Source organism: Roseospirillum parvum, assembly GCF_900100455.1.
Taxonomy (GTDB): domain Bacteria; phylum Pseudomonadota; class Alphaproteobacteria; order Rhodospirillales; family Rhodospirillaceae; genus Roseospirillum; species Roseospirillum parvum.
In genome coordinates this window covers 305,631-322,703 of the sequence record NZ_FNCV01000003.1, presented here as the reverse complement: position 1 = coordinate 322,703, position 17,073 = coordinate 305,631, and the positions used below count along the sequence as shown (strand labels likewise).

Here is a 17,073-nt window from a genome sequence, read left to right as displayed (position 1 = left end):
GGGGGCGGCTGGCGCGCGCGGGGTGCTGCATCATGGGAGATGGTCTGAGCAATATCAAATACCTGAGACGTTTTTTGACACCTTCCTGTGGGCTCGGTTACGTACTTTCCGTTTGCCAGGTCCAGCACCGGGCGGGTACAGTCCCGCCCGTCCGTGAACTGCCATCCGTCAGGAGTCCATCGACGGCGTCGGGAAGCAGCCGTCGGGCCCTGGGCCGCAGTCGGCGGTCGGCCAGGATTCTGGCCGGGCCGGCGTGGACCATTGGCAGAGCGGGTTAACGGGGGGCGAGGAAAGCCCGATCCGAGGCGATTGCTCGAAAACGGTTGTTCGAAAACTTGGGGGACGGACAGGGGTATGAGCGCTTTCGATCCGCTGACCCGAGAACTTTCACCTTTTCAACGCGCCATTCAGCGGGTGTTCGCCAAACGCCAGATCGTCATTCGCGGCGGTTCGGACGGCCACCACCTGCGCGAAGTGACCCTGGGCAGCCGTCTGCAGATGACGCTGGCCATCGGGGTGGTGCTGCTGGTCGCCTGGGGGCTGTTCACCACCGCCATGCTGGGGGCCAACGGGATCATCCTGGCGGCCAAGGAACATCAGGTCCGCGAGGCCGAGAATGCCTACCGGGCGCTGCTCACCCAGGTCACGGCGTACCGCGACCGGGTCGCCACGGTGGCCCGCGACCTGGAGCAGAATCACGGCGTCACCATCGCCCTGATGGAAGAGAAAGCCGAACTGGATCATAGGCTTGAGAGCCTTCTCTCGGAACTCGAGCAAAGCGAGGAGGCGCGCCAGCGGATCGAGGACGCGCGGGCCCGCCTGCACGGCAAGCTGGAACGCCTGAAGACCGAGGTGAAAGTGGCCGCCGAGCGCGGCGGCGACGAGGCGTCGCCCGATCCGGTGGCCGAACTGCGCGACGAGGTCGGCGACGTGGCCGCCCGCGGCGAGGCGGCGGCGCGCGAGCGGGCCCGGCTGGCCAAGGAACTGGACTACCTGGAACAGGAGATGGTCCAGGTGGCCGAGACCGGGGCCATGGACATCGACACCATCGACCTGGAACTGCGCAAGGTGGTCCTGCAACGGGATCTGGCCTACTCGGAGCGCGACAGTCTGGCCCACCGGGTCGCCGAGCTGGAAACAACCCTGGGCGAGATGGAGCGGGTGCAACTGGCCGTGTTCGAGCGCTTCGCCGATCTGGCCGAGGAGCAGGTGGCCGAGATCGAGGAACATCTGGCCGCCACCGGGCTCGATCTCGACGAACTGCTGGACAAGGCGCGGGCCCGGGTCGGGGTCGGTGGGCCGTTCGTGCCGGCCCAGTCGGTGCTTGCGCGCGATGAGCGCCTTAAGCACTCGGTTGCCACCCTGAATGACCGAATCGACCGCTGGGAAAGCCTGTCCGGACTGACCGGTTGGCTGCCCCTGGCCGTCCCGCTGGATGAATACTTCATTACCTCGGGCTTCGGGTTGCGCACCGATCCGATGAACGGCCGCAAGGCGATGCACGAAGGGCTTGACTTCGGGGCCCCTCTCAAAGCGAAAATCAAGGTCACGGCGCCGGGCGTCGTGACGTTCGCCGGGTGGAAAGGCAACTATGGCCGGCTGGTCGAGGTCGATCATGGGATGGGTCTGAAGACCCGCTACGGCCATATGTCGAGCATCGCGGTGAAGGTGGGCCAGAAGCTGGAGCGCGGCGCCGTGGTTGGCCGGCTTGGCAACTCCGGGCGCAGCACCGGTCCCCACCTGCACTACGAGGTGCGCCAGGACGACCAGCCGGTGAATCCGATGAAATTCATTCGGGCAGGCAAGCATGTTCTCTAAGGGCGGCAGCAAGAGCGCGGGCAGGCAACTGCCGGAGGCCAACCGGTCGGAAACGGCGACCGGCAAGTCGGTGCCGTCGCTGCTTGGCACCGACCTCAAGGTGGTCGGCGACCTGGAATGCGCCGGCGAAATCCAGATCGATGGTCAGGTGGAAGGCGACATCCGCTGCGGCACCCTGGTCGTCGGGGTGAAAGGCCGGGTGACCGGCGAGGTGACCGCCAAGACGGTGCGGCTGCACGGCACCATCCACGGTCTGGTCAGCGCCCAGACCGTGTTCCTGGCCAGCACCGCCCAGATGAAGGGCGACATCCGCCACGAGAGCCTGGCCATCGAGCCCGGCGCTCACATGGAAGGCCATTGCCGGCGGGTCGATCCGTCCGAGGCACCTTCGCATGCCCCCCGGTCGGCGGCCAATCAGGTTCCGGCGGCCAATCAGGCCGGTGCCACGCCCGCCAATCCGGCCGCCAATTCGGCGGATGCGGCCCGGGTGGAGGGCGGCAATCCCGCCCGCAAGCTGCTCAAGGCGGCCCGCGGCGCCGAACCCGGCAACGCCAGCGCCACCGGCTGAGCCGAGGGCGGCGGTTACGCCGACCCTGGCGCCGGCCCGGCCATCTCCCCCAGCACCTCGGCGTACAGGGTGGGGTCCACGTTGCCGCCCGACACCACCACCACCACCCGCTGCCCGGTAACCTCCAGGCGTCGGGCGAGCAGGGCGGCCACGCCGACGACGCCCCCCGGCTCGGCGACCACCCGGTGTTCGCGGAACAGCCAGCCCATGGCACGCCGCACCTCGCCATCGCCGACCGCCAGCCCGCCGGCCAGCAGGGCGCGGTTCAGCGAGAAGGTCAGGGCGCCGGGTTCGGGGGCCAGCAGGGCATCGCAGATCGAGCGCGCCTCGGGCGGATTGGCCAGACGCCGGCCGGCGCGCAGCGAGCGCGCCGTGTCGTCCAGCCCTTCCGGCTCCACCGCCAGCACCCGGCAGCCCGGGGCCAGGGCATCCACCGCCAGGGCGACCCCGGCCGACAGCCCGCCACCACCGCAGGGGACCAGCACCGTCTGGGGCGGCTGGCCGTTGGCGGCCCGGCACTGGGCGACCAACTCCAGGCCCACGGTGCCCTGGCCGGCGATCACCTCCGGATCCTCGTAGGGGTGGACGAAGGTGGCGCCGCGCGCCTCGGTCAACGCCCGGGCCAGCGCCTCGCGGTCTTCCCGCCAGCGGTCGTAGGGATGGATCTCGGCCCCCAGGGCCTCGGTGCGCTGACGCTTCACCGGCGGCGCGTCGGTGGGCATGACGATGGCCGCCGGCATGCCCAGCCGGGCGGCGGCCCACGCCACTGCCTGGGCGTGGTTGCCCGACGAGCAGGTGACCACGCCGGCCGGGCGACTCTCCTCGGGAATCAGGGCCAGCCGGTTGCTGGCCCCGCGCAGTTTGAACGAGCCGGTGTGCTGCAGGGCCTCCACCTTCAGCCATACGGCGGCGGCGCCGCTGGCCTGGGCCAGGGCCGGACTGGGCAGCAGCGGGGTGGGGCCGATCAGTCCGGCCAGCCGGTCGGCGGCGGCCAGGATGCGGTCATGGCTGGGGGGCCGGGTCATCGGTCGGACCGTTTGAGGTCGCTGTCCAACGACAGGGCCAACTCGGTGGTGCCCAGGCGGTGGCGGTAGACCTGGAGGCCTTCCAGCACCCGCTGCACGTAGTTGCGAGTTTCCTTGAAGGTGATCTGTTCGACCCAGTCGATGGGATCGATGTCGGGGTCGCGCGGGTCGCCATTGTCGCGCACCCAGCGGGCGACCCGCGACGGCCCGGCGTTGTAGGCGGCGATGGCCATCACGTAGGAGCCGCCATAGTCATCGATCAGCGAGGCCAGATAGTGCGCCCCGATCTGCACGTTGTAGACCGGGTCCTCGGTCAGCTGGGCCTTGTCGTAGGGGCGCCCGGCGGCCTTGGCGACCCGGCTGGCGGTGGTCGGCATCAGCTGCATCAGGCCGCGCGCCCCGGCCCGGCTGACCGCCTCCGGATTGAAATTGCTCTCCTGGCGGATGATCGACAGGATCAGGGCCTGTTCCGGCGCCGGGGGATAGTCCAGGCGCGGCACCGGCCACCCCGACTCGACCAGCGAGGTGCCCTCCAGCACCACCCGGCGGGCCAGGGCCACGGCGGCATCGGGGCGACCGTTGTCGCGCGCCAGGGTGGCGGCCAAGGCGGCCTGCCCCGGCGTTTCGGCCAGATCCCCCAGGCGAAGGACGAAGGCCGGTATCTCGTCGCGCCGCTCCAGGGCGTGCAGCAGGCGGATCACCTGGGTCGCCTCGCGGGCGTTGACGGCGGCGATGTCGTCGGCCGTCGGCAGGGGGTCGACCGGCAGCGGCCAGGAGCGCGGATCGCCCAGCTTGGCGATGGCCAACTGGCCATAATAGGTGGTCACGTGGGGGGCGGCCTCGCCATACCAGTGGGCGGCGCCGGCGGCATCGCCGGCCGCCTCGGCGGCCCGGCCGGCCCAATAGGCGCCGCGGGCCCGGCTGATCGGATAGCGCACCCCGTCGTACATGCGCGCGAAATGGCCGACGGCGGTTTCAGGCTCGCGCAGGAACCTGAGCGCGATCCAGCCGGCCAGCCACTCGGCCTCGGCGAAACCGGCGCCGCTTTCCTGGCCGTGCTCGGCGGCGGCCCGGTAGGCGGCGGTGATGTGGCCGCGCTCCAGGGCCTCGCGGGCCAGGATGGCCCGTTCGCGCCACCAGCGGTCGGGATCGCCCTGGTTGGCCGCCGGGTGGTCGAGCAGGGCGATGGCGGCCTCGTAGCGCCCCTTGGCGCGGCGCCAGTTCAGCCGCTCGTAGACCAGGCCGGGGTGGTCGCGCAGCGCCGGCGGGACCTGTTTGATGGCGGCATCAACGCCGTTCTGGCGGTCGGCCAGGGCGAGTCGGGCGTGGGCCAGATGGCGATGATCATCGGGCACCCGTTTCAGCATGCGCCGCGCCGAGACCAACTCGCGCGACCAGATCAGGTGGTCGAGGCGGGCGATGTGATCGTCCGGGGTCAGGTCCTCGGCGAACTGGGCCAGGAAGGCGCGCTCCTGGGCCCGCCCGAAGGTGCCGGTGCGCCACGCGGCGCGGGCTTCCTCGGCGGCCCGGCTTTCCTCGCCCAGGGTGTCGAGGGCGCGGGCCAGGGCGATGTGGCCATCGGTGCCGAGTGGCGGGTGAGCCTCGAACCAGTCGACCACGGCCCGCGGGTCCTCGCCGATGCGGATGGCTTCCTCGGCCCGGCGCCGCAGCAGGCTGGGGTAGGGCCACTCGGGATTGGCGGCGAGGAAGGCGGTGATCTCGGCAAAACCCACATCGGCCCGGGGCTCCAGATAGTGGCGCCAGCGCAGCACCTTGGCGAGCAGCGGCAGGCCGCCCTTGGCCGCCTCGGCGTGGGCGGCGTCCCAGGCATTGTCGTCGGCCAGCCGGAAGGCTTCCGTATAGTGGGCGCGATCTTCCGGGGTGAGCGGCGAGGCATTGGCCCCGCCCGGCCCCCAGGCGAGCGCCAGGACAAAGGCCAAGCCGGCGACACCGCGCCGCGCCGTGCATGAAAGCCCGACCATCATCCTCCCCTTATTCGAGCGGGTCGACGTGCCACGGCATTCAGTGTAGGGAACCCGCCCCCCGCCCCACAAGGGTGGCCCCGTATCATTTTGCTGACACAAGCCGCCTGGAGGTCGCCTGAACCCCCGGCTCTCAAGGGCTTTGACCTGGGCCCGGCGAAGCGGCTAGATTTCGTCGCTTTCCCGGCGCTCCGCCCGATACGGGTCGGGGGCCGGCCAACCATCGGGAACGTCAGAGAAATGTTTCAGGGCTCCATTCCGGCGCTGATCACCCCGTTTACCGACTCCGGGGCGGTCGACGAGCGCGCCTTCCAGGACTTTGTCGCCTGGCAGATCGAGCAGGGCAGCCATGCCCTGGTCCCCACCGGCACCACCGGCGAGAGCCCGACGCTGAGCCACGACGAGCACAAACGGGTGGTCGAGCTGTGCCTTGAGGTGGCGGCCGGCCGGGTGCCGGTGATCGCCGGCGCCGGCTCCAACTCCACCGCCGAGGCCATCGAGCTGACCGCCCACGCCCGCGAGGCCGGCGCCAATGCCGCCCTGGTGGTGACGCCCTACTACAACAAGCCGACCCAGGAAGGGCTCTACCAGCACTTCAAGGCGGTGGCCGAAGCGGTTGATATCCCGATCATCATCTACAACATCCCCGGCCGGTCGGTGATCGACATGTCGGTCACCACCATGGCCCGGCTGGCCGAGATCCCGAACATCGTCGGGGTCAAGGACGCCACCGCCGATCTGGCCCGGCCGCTGAAGACGCGAGTCGCCGTGGGTCCCGATTTCTGCCAGCTCTCCGGCGAGGACGCCACCGTGGTCGCCTTCCTGGCCCAGGGTGGGGTGGGCTGCATCTCGGTCACCGCCAACGTGGCGCCGAGCCTGTCCAGCCGCCTGCACGAGGCCTGGCGGACCGGGGATCTGGCCACCTGCATGGCCTTGCGCGACCGCCTGATGCCGCTGCACGAGGCGCTGTTCCTGGAATCCAGCCCGGCCCCGGTGAAGTACGCCGCCAGCCTGCTCGGCAAGTGCCAGCCCACGGTGCGTCTGCCGCTGTGCGAGGTGAGCCCGCCGACCCGGGAACGCATCAAGGCGGCGATGATCCACGCCGGGATTCTCTAGGGCATCATGGCGGGCAAGCAGGCAAAGAGTGGACTGATCGCCACCGGCCGGGTGGCCGAGAACCGCCGGGCGCGGCATGACTACCAGATCGGCGACACCTTCGAGGCCGGCATCCAACTGACCGGCACCGAGGTCAAGTCGCTGCGCCACGGGCGGGCCAACATCCAGGAGTCCTACGCCTCGGTGGAGGGCGGCGAGGTGTGGCTGATCAACGCCCACATCCCCGAATACCCCAACGCCGCGCTGTTCAATCACGAGCCCAAGCGGCGCCGCAAGCTGCTGCTGAAGCGGCGCGAGATCGCCCGCCTGTTCCAGGCGGTCGGCCGCCAGGGCATGACCCTGGTCCCCCTGCACCTGTATTTCAACGATCGGGGCATCGCCAAGCTGAACATCGGGCTGGCCAAGGGCAAGCGGCAGGTGGACAAGCGGCAGACCGAAAAGGCTCGCGACTGGGAACGCCAGAAAGGGCGCCTGTTGCGCGAGAAGGGGTGATCCAGCCGGCCGGGCCGGGCGTAGGAAGGGGCAGACACCCCCAACGCCTGGCCGGAGCCTCGCCATGTCCCGTTCCCTGTTGATGCGCCGGCTGGCCGATGTGGCCGGCCTCTCGCTGCTTCTCGCCTGTCTTGTGCTGCCGCTGGCCGCACCCGCCGACTCGGCGACCCCGGAACCCACCGCGGAGACCCCGATGACCACCGCCCACGACTTCTCCTTCACCACCATCGATGGCCAGCCGCTGCCCCTCAAGGACTTCGCCGGCAAGACCGTTCTGGTCGTCAACACCGCCTCGCGCTGCGGCTTCACGCCCCAGTACGAGGGCCTGCAAAGCCTGTGGGAGACCTATCGGGAGCGCGGGCTGGTGGTGCTCGGCGTGCCGTCCAACGACTTCGCCGGCCAGGAGCCGGGCTCGGAGGCGGAGATCAAGGAGTTCTGCACGGTCAACTTCAGCATCAACTTTCCGATGACCGAGAAGGTCTCGGTGAAGGGCGACGCGGCCCATCCCTTCTATGCCTGGGCGCGCCAGCAGGGGGGCTTCCTGTCGGCCCCCAAGTGGAACTTCCACAAGTACCTGATCGGCCCCGACGGCCGGCTGGTCGATTGGTTTTCCAGCATGACCAAGCCGGATGCGGCCAAGCTGCGCGCCGCCGTGGAACGGAGCCTGGCCGGGTAGGGCCGCCTGTTCGGTGAGTGCCCTATTTGGTGAGTACCCTATTTGGTGAGTGCCACGTAGACCCCGTCCCAGTCAGCCCCGGGGCTGTTCAGGCGGTAGTCCTCCAGCCGTGCGGCGTAAAGGGCATAGAGTCCGTCGATGTGCCACGGCTCGGCGGCGGCGCGGGCCTTGTCCAGGGCGGCGCCGGCGGTATCCCAGTCCTGGGCCCGATAGGCGGCGATCATCTCGCCGTGGTGGGCGGCCAGGGTCTGGAATTCCTCTGATCGTGCCACCTCCGGGTTGCCGAGCAGGCCGAAGATGGTCACCGGCAGGGTCTTGCCCTTCACCCGGATGCGGTCCAGCTCCAGGGTGGCGTAGTCGGGGACCAGGGCCCGGGTGTTCTCGCCCAGCACGGTGGTCACGCCGTAGGTCTTGGACTGCCCCTCCAGGCGCGAGGCAAGGTTCACGTTGTCGCCCAGCACCGAATAGTCGAAGCGCTGGTCCGAGCCCATGTTGCCGACGCAGCAGATGCCCGAATTGATGCCGATGCCGATGTTGAGCGGGATGTGTCTGCGGCCCTCGGCCTCGGCCTCCGCTTTCAGATCCTGGTTCAGGCCGACCAGCAGGCCCTTCATCTCGATGGCCGCGTTGCAGCCGTTGCGGGCGTGCTCGGCGTCGTCCAGCGGGGCGTTCCAGAAGGCCATGATGCAGTCGCCCATGTACTTGTCGATGGTGCCCCGGTGTTCCAGGATCTTGTTGGTCATGGGGGTGAGGAAGCGGTTGATCAGGCGGGTCAGGCCCTCGGCGTCGAACTGTTCGGAGATGGTGGTGAAGCCGCGCACGTCGCAGAACAACAGGGTCATGTCGCGCATCTCGCCGCCCAGCTTGAGCTGGCCCGGATCGTCGGCCAGCCGTTCGACCAGGGCCGGCGACATGTAGCGGCTGAAGGCCTCGCGCACCTGACGGCGCTGGGCCTCCTCCCGCGAGAAGCTGGCGTAGGTCAGGAAGCCGTAGATGAGCAGCGACGAGCTGAACGGCATCACCGGATCGAACAGAAGCAGGTGCTGGGCGAACAGATACCAGCTTGTTCCCACCAACCCGCCGGCGACGACGATGAAGGTGCCCAGGGTCCACACCGCCGGGGCCAGCGGCACCACGATCATCAGCAGCAGCCCGAGAACCAGGGCGATGGTCATTTCGCTGCCCAGCATGTAGCCGGGGCGGCGCAACTGGGTGTCGGACAGCACGTTCTCGATGATGTTGGTGTGCACCTCGACCCCGGGCAGGAAGGAATTGACCGGCGAGGACTTGATGTCGAGCAGCCCGACCGCCGAGGTGCCGATGATGACCAGCTTGTTTCGCACCATCTCGGGCGGTGCCGTGCCGTTGAGGACATCCACCGCCGGCAGGTACTTGGCGGTGTCGTAGCGCGAGAAGTAGACCCACACCCGGCCCGCCTCGTCGGTCTTGATCAGCTTGGGCTTGATGTAGACGCCCTCCACCCCCTGGCCCTTCTTGGGGGTTTTCACCAGGATGGTGGTGTTGCCGGTGGCGACGCGCAGCATCTCGGTGGACAGCGAGGGGTGGATCTGGTCCTCCACGTTGAGCACCATGGGCACCCGGCGGATGATGCCGTCCAGCTCCGGCGAGACGTTGAACACCCCGCGCCCCATGGCCTGATGGTCGAGCAGGGGAATGTTGCGGACCAGTCCGCCGTGGGGCTCCAGGTAGGGCAGGGGATCGACCCCGCCGACCCAGGCCACCGAGGTGGTCGGCGCGTCCTCGGCCTGGGGCGGGGCGTCGTTGCGCACCGACTGGCCCATCACCACCCGACCGTTGGCGATGGCCCGGGCGAACACCTCGTCGGTGCCCGGCAGGCCGCGCAGTTTGTCGCGCATCTCCGGGTCGAGGCCGGGCAGCACCTCGGCCAAGCTGTCCGGGGTCATGCGGTCGGGCTCGGCGAACACCATGTCGAAGCCGACCACGATGGCGCCCATGGCGAACAGCCGATCGATCAGATCGGCCACCAGGGTGCGCGGCCAGGGCCACTGGCCGACCTCGGCCAGGCTTTTTTCGTCCAGGTCGACGATGGTCACCGGGCGGGCGGTGATCTCGCGCGGTTTCAGGCGCTGGTAGAGGTCGAAGGTCTGCTTGCGGACGATCTGCAAGGGGGCCGGGTCGGCCAGCCGCAGACTGATGAAGACGACCAGCATGATCAGGGCGACCAGCCGCCCGCTCTTCAGGCTGGCCGACCACAGACGGGCCAGCCGGCCACCCGGCTTGCTGCCCGACTTGGCCGTGCGCCGCCCTTTTTTGCCTTGCTTGTCCGCCACCGATCCCTCGCCCGGCCGCCGCCGCCCTTGCCCCGGAAACTTATCGGGAAAGGGTAGCGCCGCGCGCCCCGTCCGGCGAGCGAAATTCCCCCGCCTTGCCAACTTCGGGGCGGCGGTGTTTGATGCCGGTCATGGCCGACGCAACCCCGCCCTTCGCGGACCCTCCGATGGCCGGGCGCCGGCGCTGGCTGGCCCCGGTGCTGGCCCCCTTGCGCCCCTACCTGGGCGAGGTTCTGCTGGTTTCCTTTTTCGTCAACCTGCTGGCCCTGGCCACCCCGGTCTATGTGCTGCAGGTCTACGACCGGGTGGTCTTCCACGCCGGCCTGTCGACCCTGACCGGGCTGACCCTGGGCATGGCCGGGGTGGTGGTGTTCGACTTCCTGCTGCGCGGCCTGCGGGCCCGCCTGATGCAGCGGGTGGCCCTGAGGGTCGATGTGAGGGCCGGCCAGAAGCTGGACGCCCATCTGGCGGCGCTCCCCCTGGCCATCCTGGAGGCGCGCCCGGCCAGCCATTGGCAGGGCCTGCACCGCGACCTGGATCTGGTCCGCAACACCCTGGGCGGCGGCATTGCCCTGCTGGCCGCCGACCTGCCGTTCGTCTTCCTGTTCATCGGCCTGGTCTTCCTGATCGCCCAGCCGGTGGCGTGGATCCTGGTCATCGCCTTCGCGGCCTTTTTCGGGCTCGCGGTGTGGGCCGGCTTCTCGGTGGGGGCGGTGGCGCGGGCCGAACGGACGGGGGCGCAGGCGCGCGACACCCTGCTCGCCGAGCGGCTGCTTGGCCGGACCACGGTCAAGGCGCTGGCCATGGAACACGCCCTGGCCCCGGCCTGGGAGAAGGCGCGGGCCGAAACCATCGACCACGCCGTGCGGCGCGGCCAGCGCCAGGATCGTTTCGTGCACATCGGCCATGCGCTGGGGGTGGTGACCACGGTTTCCATGACCACCGTCGGCGCCCTGGCCATCATCGACCATCAGATGACCATCGGCAGCCTGATCGCCGCCAACATGCTGGGCGGCCGCCTGCTCGCCCCGCTCAACCAGTTGGTCGGCGGCTGGCGCGGCCTGATCGCCGCCCGGCAGGCGGCGGCCCGTCTGGGCGAGGCCTTCGCCCTGCCCACCGAGCCGGCCCGGGGGGCGGTCGAGTTGCCGCGTCCGGCCGGCCATCTGACGGTCGAGAACCTGACCTTCCGCTTCGCCGCGCCGCCGGCGCCGCCGGTGCTGGACGGCCTGGCCCTGACCATCCGCCCGGGCGGCATCACGGCCATCATGGGCCGCAACGGCTGCGGCAAGACCACCCTGCTCAAGCTGCTGATCGGGCTCTATCGGCCGGCCGAGGGGCGGGTGCTGCTGGATGGCGCCGACATCGGCCAGTTCGGCCGCCACGATCTGGCCGCCTGGGTGGGCTACGCGCCGCAGGAATGCGTGCTGCTGGCCGGCAGCATCCGCGACAACATCGCCCTGGGTGCCGTCCGGGGCGCGGTCGATGACGCGGCGGTGGTCGCCGCCGCCCGGCTGGCCGGGGTCCACGACGCCATCGCCGCCCTGCCGGAGGGCTACGGCACGCCGGTCGGCGAGGGGGGCGGACGGTTGTCGGCCGGCATCCGGCAGCGCCTTGTCCTGGCCCGGGCGCTGATCGGCGAGCCGCCGCTGATCGTCCTCGACGAGCCGACGGCGAGCCTGGACAGCGCCGCCGAACGGGGGCTGGCCGAGACCCTGCGCCGCCTCGCCGCCGAGCGCACGGTGGTGGTGGTCAGCCACAGCCCGGTGTTGCTCCAGGCGGCGCGGACCATCTTCGTGCTGGAACAGGGCAGGCTGGCCGCCTCCGGTCCGGCGGCCGAGGTGCTGGCCTACCTGTCGCGGGGGAGCCGGTCATGAGCCACCCTCCGCCCGACAGCCCGCTGGCCCGGGTTCTGGCCCGCCATCGCCTGCCCGGCTGGCGACCCCTCGGCTGGCTGGTCATGGCCCTGCTCGCCGGGCTGGTCGCCTGGGCCTCGGTGGCCGAGCTGGACGAGGTGGCGGTGGCCACCGGCGAAGTGGTGCCGCAGGGCCGGGTGAAGACCATCCAGCACCTGGAAGGTGGCATCATCGCCGAGCTGATGGTCCGCGAGGGCGACCGGGTCAGCCCGGGCACGCCGCTGGTCCGGCTCGATCTGGCGGTGACCGCCATGAACAAGGAGGAGATGGAAGTCCGCCTGGACGGCCTGCTGCTGACCCGGGCCCGCCTCGCCGCCGAGGCCGAGGGTCGGCCGCCCGAGCTTCCGCCCGAGTTCCCGCCGGGTCCGGCCGAGCGCCGCCCGGCCTTGCTGGCCTCGGAACAGAGCACCTACCGGGCCCGCCAGCAGGAGCTGATCTCGACCCTCGGCGTGTTGGCCGACCAGCAGCGTCAGCGTCAGGCCGACATCGCCGAAATCACCTCGCGCCGCGCCTCGCTGGCCCGCGAACTGGACCTGGCCGAGGAGCGTCTGGCCATGTCGGCCGACCTGCTGGCCGAGGGGTTGACGGCGCGCATGGAACACGTTCGCCTGGAAGGCGAGGTGGAAAGCCTGCGCGGCGAGCTGGAAAGCCAGGGCGAAGCGCTGGCCCGGGCCCGCGCCGCGCTGTCGGAGATCAGCCAGCGCATCACCGAGACCCGCCAGGCCTTCCGGCGCGAGGCCCTGGAAAACGCCGGCGAGGTGGAAGCCGACATCGCCCGCCACCGCGAGATGCTCAAGCTGGCCTCCGATCAGGCGCGGCGCACGGTGATCGAAAGCCCGATCACCGGCGTGGTCAAGAACCTGCGCTTTTTCACCATCGGTGGCGTGGTCAGCCCCGGGGCGCCGATCATGGACATCGTGCCGTCGCGCGACCGACTGGTGGTCGAGGCCCGGCTGTCGCCGGTCGACCGCGGCTATGTGCGCGAGGGCCAGCCGGCGACGGTGAAGGTCTCCACCTACGATTTCGCCCGTTATGGCGGCCTGGAGGGGGAGGTGATCCATGTCGCCCCGGATTCCACCACGCCGGAGGGGCAGGCCCCCTTCTTCCGGGTGGTGGTCGCCACCGACCGCACCTGGCTGGGCGATGGACCGGGCGACCTGCCCATCTCGCCGGGGATGCAGGCCACGGTGGATATCCACACCGGCACCCGCACCGTGCTCGACTACCTGATCCGCCCGGTGCTGAAGCTGCGCCACGAGGCCTTCCGCGAGCGCTGAGCCCTTGGGCAAAGCCCGGGTTTGCCCCGACAATCCCTTGGTGCGCCTTGGCTTCTGGCCTGAAACGTGTATCTTGTGACAATGGCCGCAACATTTGGGGCCGGTTGGTGGAACAGCAGACCCGGAAGGCCAGGGGTCGGACCGCCGCCGGAGGGGTTGATCAGGGCGCCAGCCGATGTCCTTTGCCACCATTCTGGGAGTGATCATCGGTTTCGGGCTGTTCGTCAGCGCGGTGGTCCTCAAAACCGACAACATCCTGGTTTTCCTGGATGGGCCAAGCTTCATCATGGTCGCCGGTGGCACTTTCGCGGCGGCCTTCGTCTCCTTCGAGGCGCGCTATGTGGTGCAGGCCTTCCGGGGGCTGCTGTCGATCCTCTTCACCACCGAGGTCACCCGGGCCATCCTGACCAACGAGGTGGGCCGGGTCATCCGCTGGGGCTACATCATCCAGAAGAACGGCCTGCCGGGCCTGGAAACCGATGCCGGCAAGGTGCGTCGGCACGACCGTTTCCTGGGCTTCGGGGTGGATCTGGTGACCTCTGGCTACACCGGCCAGGAAGTGCGCGAGATCATGGCCAACACCATCGAAAGCAACTACGGCCGCAACACCGTGCAGGCCGACATTTTGCGCAACATGGGCAGCACGGCGCCGGCCTTCGGCATGATCGGCACCCTGGTCGGGTTGATCATCATGCTCGACAACATGGGCGAGGATCCCGCCATGCTGGGGCCGGGCATGGCGGTGGCCCTGGTGACCACGCTGTATGGCGTGCTGCTGTCGCGTCTGGTGCTGTTGCCGGCGGCGAGCAAGGTCCAGCAGCGCGAGGAAATCGTGCGCTTTCGCAACTACCTGCTGGCCGAGGGGCTGGCCCTGTTGGCCGAGCGCAAGTCGCCACGCTACATCCAGGACCGCATGAACAGCTATCTTGATCCCTCGGTCCACTTCAACATCGACAAGATGAAGCGCCGGCCGGGCTGACCCCTGGCGGTCAGACCCCGGGCAGGGGGGATGCATGTTCCATCAGAAAGACGGCAAGTTCACCTCGCGGCGTCGGAACGACGAAGGGGCCGAGGACTGGATGATCACCTATGGCGACATGGTGACCCTGCTGCTCGCCTTCTTCGTTCTTCTGGCCTCCATTTCCAAGGTCGATCTGGTGCTGTTCGAGCAGGTCCAGGCGGGGCTGGCCGAGGGGCTGGGCGCCGAGGCCAGGGAACGTCCCATCGAGACCCTGAAGAAGGAACTGGCCGATACCATCGAGACCATGCAGGTGGAGGACGTGGTCGGTCTGGGCGAGGACAGCCGGGGCATCACCATCGAGTTCGCCTCCACCGCCTTTTTCGCCCCCGGGTCGGCCGAGTTGAACCCGGCCGCCCTGCCCATTCTGACCCGGGTCGCCGCCACCCTGATGGGCGAACGCTACGTGGGTTTCCAGATCGAGGTCCAGGGCCACACCGACGACACCCCGATCAGCACCGAGAAGTATCCCTCGAACTGGGAGCTGTCGTCGGCCCGGGCCTCCTCGGTGGTCCGTTTCTTCGCCGACCAGGGCATCTACACGCCGCGCATGAGCGCCATCGGGTTGGCCGACGTGGCGCCCAAGGTGCCCAACCGAGATCCCTTCGGCGAGCCCCTGCCCAACAACCAGGAAATCAACCGCCGGGTGGTGGTCCGGGTGTCGCCGGCCCTGACCTATTGATACCAACCGGCGATGAGAGAAACTCATCCAAAGGTCCGTATCAGGGTCCGGGCGCCAAGTTTGGGGCGTTATTAAGTTGGGGGCTTTGCCCCCAAACCCCCACCGGGGAAGCAGGGCTTCCCCGGACCCCTCCATTCGTTGGTGAACAATCGTTGCCTCTGAGCGGAGCACGTCTTGGTTTTTGGTGGCCTGCCTGCGGAAATCCGTCCGACTGTTCGGCTCGCTCGGCGATCAATGAATGAATTAATGAATGGAGGGGGTTCGGGGGACCGCCTCGGTCCCCCGATGGGGGGTTGGGGGCAAAGCCCCCAATCAACCGCCTGAGCGGCCGAAGGGGCAAAGCCCCCAACTTGGCGCCCGGACCCTAAGGGCTTGACCACGCCGCGATGAGTCCTACTCATCGCGGGCCGGTGCTCAGGCCCCGGTGAAGGCCTGCAGGCCGGTCTGGGCGCGGCCCAGGATCAGGGCGTGGATGTCGTGGGTGCCCTCGTAGGTGTTCACCGTCTCCAGGTTCATCAGGTGGCGGATGACGTGGAATTCGTCGCTGATGCCGTTGCCGCCGTGCATGTCCCGGGCCATCCGGGCCACGTCCAGCGCCTTGCCGCAGTTGTTGCGCTTCATCAGGCTGATCGCTTCCGGCGCGCCCTGGCCGGCGTCGATCAGCCGGCCCAGGCGCAGCACCCCGGCCAGCCCCAGGGTGATTTCCGTCTGCATGTCGGCCAGCTTCTTCTGGATCAGCTGGTTGGCGGCCAGCGGCCGGCCGAACTGGCTGCGATCCAGGGTATAGGTGCGGGCGGCGTGCCAGCAGAACTCGGCGGCGCCCAGGGCCCCCCAGGCGATGCCGTAGCGCGCCTTGTTGAGGCAGCCGAAGGGCCCGCCGAGGCCGCTGCCCTCGGGCAGCAGGTTGGCTTCGGGCACTTCCACGTCATCCAGTACGATCTCGCCGGTGATCGAAGCCCTGAGCGAGAACTTGCCCTCGATCTTGGGGGTCGAGAAGCCGGCCATGCCGCGCTCGACGATGAAGCCGCGGATGCGCCCGTCATGGGCCGCCGACTTGGCCCACACCACCGCCAGATCGGCGATCGGGCTGTTGGTGATCCACATCTTCTGGCCGTTCAGGCGATAGCCGCCATCGATGGCCTCGGCGCGGGTTTTCATGCCGCCGGGGTCGGAGCCGTGGTCGGGTTCGGTCAGGCCGAAGCAGCCGACCCATTCGCCGGTGGCCAGCTTGGGCAGGTACTTCTGGCGCTGCTCCTCGCTGCCGTAGGCGTGGATGGGGTGCATGACCAGCGAGCTTTGCACGCTCATCGCCGAGCGGTAGCCCGAATCGACCCGCTCGATCTCGCGGGCGATCAGGCCATAGGCGACGTGGCTCACCCCGGTCCCGCCATAGGTTTCGGGCAGGGTCGGGCCGAGGAAGCCCATCTCGCCCATCTCGCTCATGATTTCGCGATCGAAACGTTCTTCGCGATGGGCCGACAGCACCCGGGGCATCAGCTTGTCGGCGCAATAGGCGCGGGCACTGTCGAGGATCAGGCGCTCCTCGTCGGACAGTTCCTCACGCAGCAGCAGGGGGTCTTCCCAGTCGAACGCGACGCGGCTCATGAACGGTTGAACTCCAAAATATATCAGGGGATTGCCAACCTCGATTAATCCACTACCGCAGGCGGGTCAAGGTCCTCGTCCCAACCCTCGCGGGGCGGCGGGTACTTCAGCAGCCATTGTTCGAGCAGCGCGATGTGCTCGGCTTCCTCGGCCGCGAACTCGCTGGCCAGCTTGCGGATTTCCGGGTCCTGGGTATCCCGCGCCACGCCGGCATAGAAGGCGTGGCCGGTGCGCTCGCTGCGCAGGGCGGCGCGCAGGGCGTGGTAGGCCGTCATCAGGTAGTGGCCTTCCTCGTGGGCCACCGTTTCCGGGGCCTCGTCATCCGGCCACTTCAGCTCCCAGGGGGGGATGTGGGGCAACTCCTTGCCCTCGGCCTGCCGCTTGATGTCGGCCAGGTGAAGGCGGGAGTAGTGGGCCATGCGCTGGAACAGGCCGGCCACCTCGCTGTTGTGGTGGACCTCCATCACGTCGGCCAACTCGTCGAAGCGCTGTGCCGACTCGTCCTCCAGGGTGATGGCGTGGACCAGGAACTCTCCCAGGGTATCCATGGGGCCGTCTCCTCCATGGGCTGCGTGGATACAGGGGGGCG

General features: G+C 69.2%; 14 protein-coding genes. 9 read left to right on the top strand and 5 right to left on the bottom strand.

Annotated elements, in window-relative coordinates; translation table 11 throughout:
- The first annotated feature begins 354 nt into the window (after positions 1-354).
- The gene (locus BLR95_RS16050; protein WP_092617230.1) at positions 355-1,818 is read left to right on the top strand and encodes a peptidoglycan DD-metalloendopeptidase family protein; all 1,464 of its coding nucleotides are present in this window, start codon (positions 355-357) and stop codon (positions 1,816-1,818) included.
- Entirely contained in the window at positions 1,808-2,386 is a 579-nt protein-coding gene (locus BLR95_RS06620; RefSeq protein ID WP_092617227.1) for a bactofilin family protein, read from the top strand. The genes BLR95_RS16050 and BLR95_RS06620 overlap by 11 nt, the downstream gene beginning before the upstream one ends.
- Before the next feature lie 14 nt (positions 2,387-2,400).
- Here BLR95_RS06620 and BLR95_RS06615 read toward each other — a convergent pair whose 3' ends face one another.
- Together BLR95_RS06615 and BLR95_RS06610 are read right to left on the bottom strand one after the other, a co-directional pair.
- Entirely contained in the window at positions 2,401-3,411 is a 1,011-nt protein-coding gene (locus BLR95_RS06615; protein ID WP_092617224.1) for a threonine ammonia-lyase, read from the bottom strand.
- Entirely contained in the window at positions 3,408-5,351 is a 1,944-nt protein-coding gene (locus BLR95_RS06610; RefSeq protein ID WP_143130946.1) for a lytic transglycosylase domain-containing protein, read from the bottom strand. Before BLR95_RS06610 ends, BLR95_RS06615 begins: the two co-directional genes overlap by 4 nt.
- 282 nt (positions 5,352-5,633) lie before the next feature.
- Here BLR95_RS06610 and dapA point away from each other — a divergent pair, with 282 nt between their 5' ends.
- From dapA to BLR95_RS06595, 3 genes are all read left to right on the top strand, one after another.
- Entirely contained in the window at positions 5,634-6,509 is an 876-nt protein-coding gene (dapA, locus tag BLR95_RS06605; RefSeq protein ID WP_092617219.1) for a 4-hydroxy-tetrahydrodipicolinate synthase, read from the top strand.
- Between the two features lie 6 nt (positions 6,510-6,515).
- Positions 6,516-7,001 carry an SsrA-binding protein SmpB gene (gene smpB, locus BLR95_RS06600; RefSeq protein ID WP_092617216.1) on the top strand — a complete coding sequence of 162 codons (486 nt, stop codon included), beginning with the start codon at positions 6,516-6,518 and terminating at the stop codon, positions 6,999-7,001.
- Between the two features lie 64 nt (positions 7,002-7,065).
- The gene (locus tag BLR95_RS06595; protein ID WP_342719716.1) at positions 7,066-7,677 is read left to right on the top strand and encodes a glutathione peroxidase; all 612 of its coding nucleotides are present in this window, start codon (positions 7,066-7,068) and stop codon (positions 7,675-7,677) included.
- A 38-nt stretch (positions 7,678-7,715) separates the two neighbouring features.
- Here BLR95_RS06595 and BLR95_RS06590 read toward each other — a convergent pair whose 3' ends face one another.
- Positions 7,716-9,989, bottom strand: a complete 2,274-nt coding sequence (locus tag BLR95_RS06590) for a CHASE2 domain-containing protein (RefSeq protein ID WP_245689316.1) — start codon at positions 9,987-9,989, stop codon at positions 7,716-7,718.
- Positions 9,990-10,120: 131 nt separating this feature from the next.
- On the opposite strand from BLR95_RS06590, the gene BLR95_RS06585 reads away from it, so the two are divergent.
- The 4 genes from BLR95_RS06585 (at position 10,121) to BLR95_RS06570 (ending at position 14,879) form a co-directional block, all read left to right on the top strand.
- Positions 10,121-11,863, top strand: a complete 1,743-nt coding sequence (locus BLR95_RS06585; RefSeq protein WP_176787681.1) for a peptidase domain-containing ABC transporter — start codon at positions 10,121-10,123, stop codon at positions 11,861-11,863.
- Positions 11,860-13,179 (top strand): HlyD family type I secretion periplasmic adaptor subunit, encoded by a 1,320-nt coding sequence (locus tag BLR95_RS06580; RefSeq protein WP_092617210.1) that lies wholly within the window; start codon positions 11,860-11,862, stop codon positions 13,177-13,179. Before BLR95_RS06585 ends, BLR95_RS06580 begins: the two co-directional genes overlap by 4 nt.
- 175 nt (positions 13,180-13,354) lie before the next feature.
- Positions 13,355-14,158, top strand: a complete 804-nt coding sequence (locus BLR95_RS06575; protein ID WP_092617206.1) for a motility protein A — start codon at positions 13,355-13,357, stop codon at positions 14,156-14,158.
- Positions 14,159-14,192: 34 nt separating this feature from the next.
- Positions 14,193-14,879, top strand: a complete 687-nt coding sequence (locus BLR95_RS06570) for an OmpA/MotB family protein (RefSeq protein ID WP_092617203.1) — start codon at positions 14,193-14,195, stop codon at positions 14,877-14,879.
- A gap of 414 nt (positions 14,880-15,293) precedes the next feature.
- On the opposite strand, the gene BLR95_RS06565 is transcribed toward BLR95_RS06570, so the two are convergent.
- Positions 15,294-16,484 (bottom strand): acyl-CoA dehydrogenase, encoded by a 1,191-nt coding sequence (locus tag BLR95_RS06565; protein ID WP_092617200.1) that lies wholly within the window; start codon positions 16,482-16,484, stop codon positions 15,294-15,296.
- A 44-nt stretch (positions 16,485-16,528) separates the two neighbouring features.
- Positions 16,529-17,032 carry a ferritin-like domain-containing protein gene (locus BLR95_RS06560; RefSeq protein WP_092617197.1) on the bottom strand — a complete coding sequence of 168 codons (504 nt, stop codon included), beginning with the start codon at positions 17,030-17,032 and terminating at the stop codon, positions 16,529-16,531.
- Positions 17,033-17,073 lie beyond the last annotated feature (41 nt).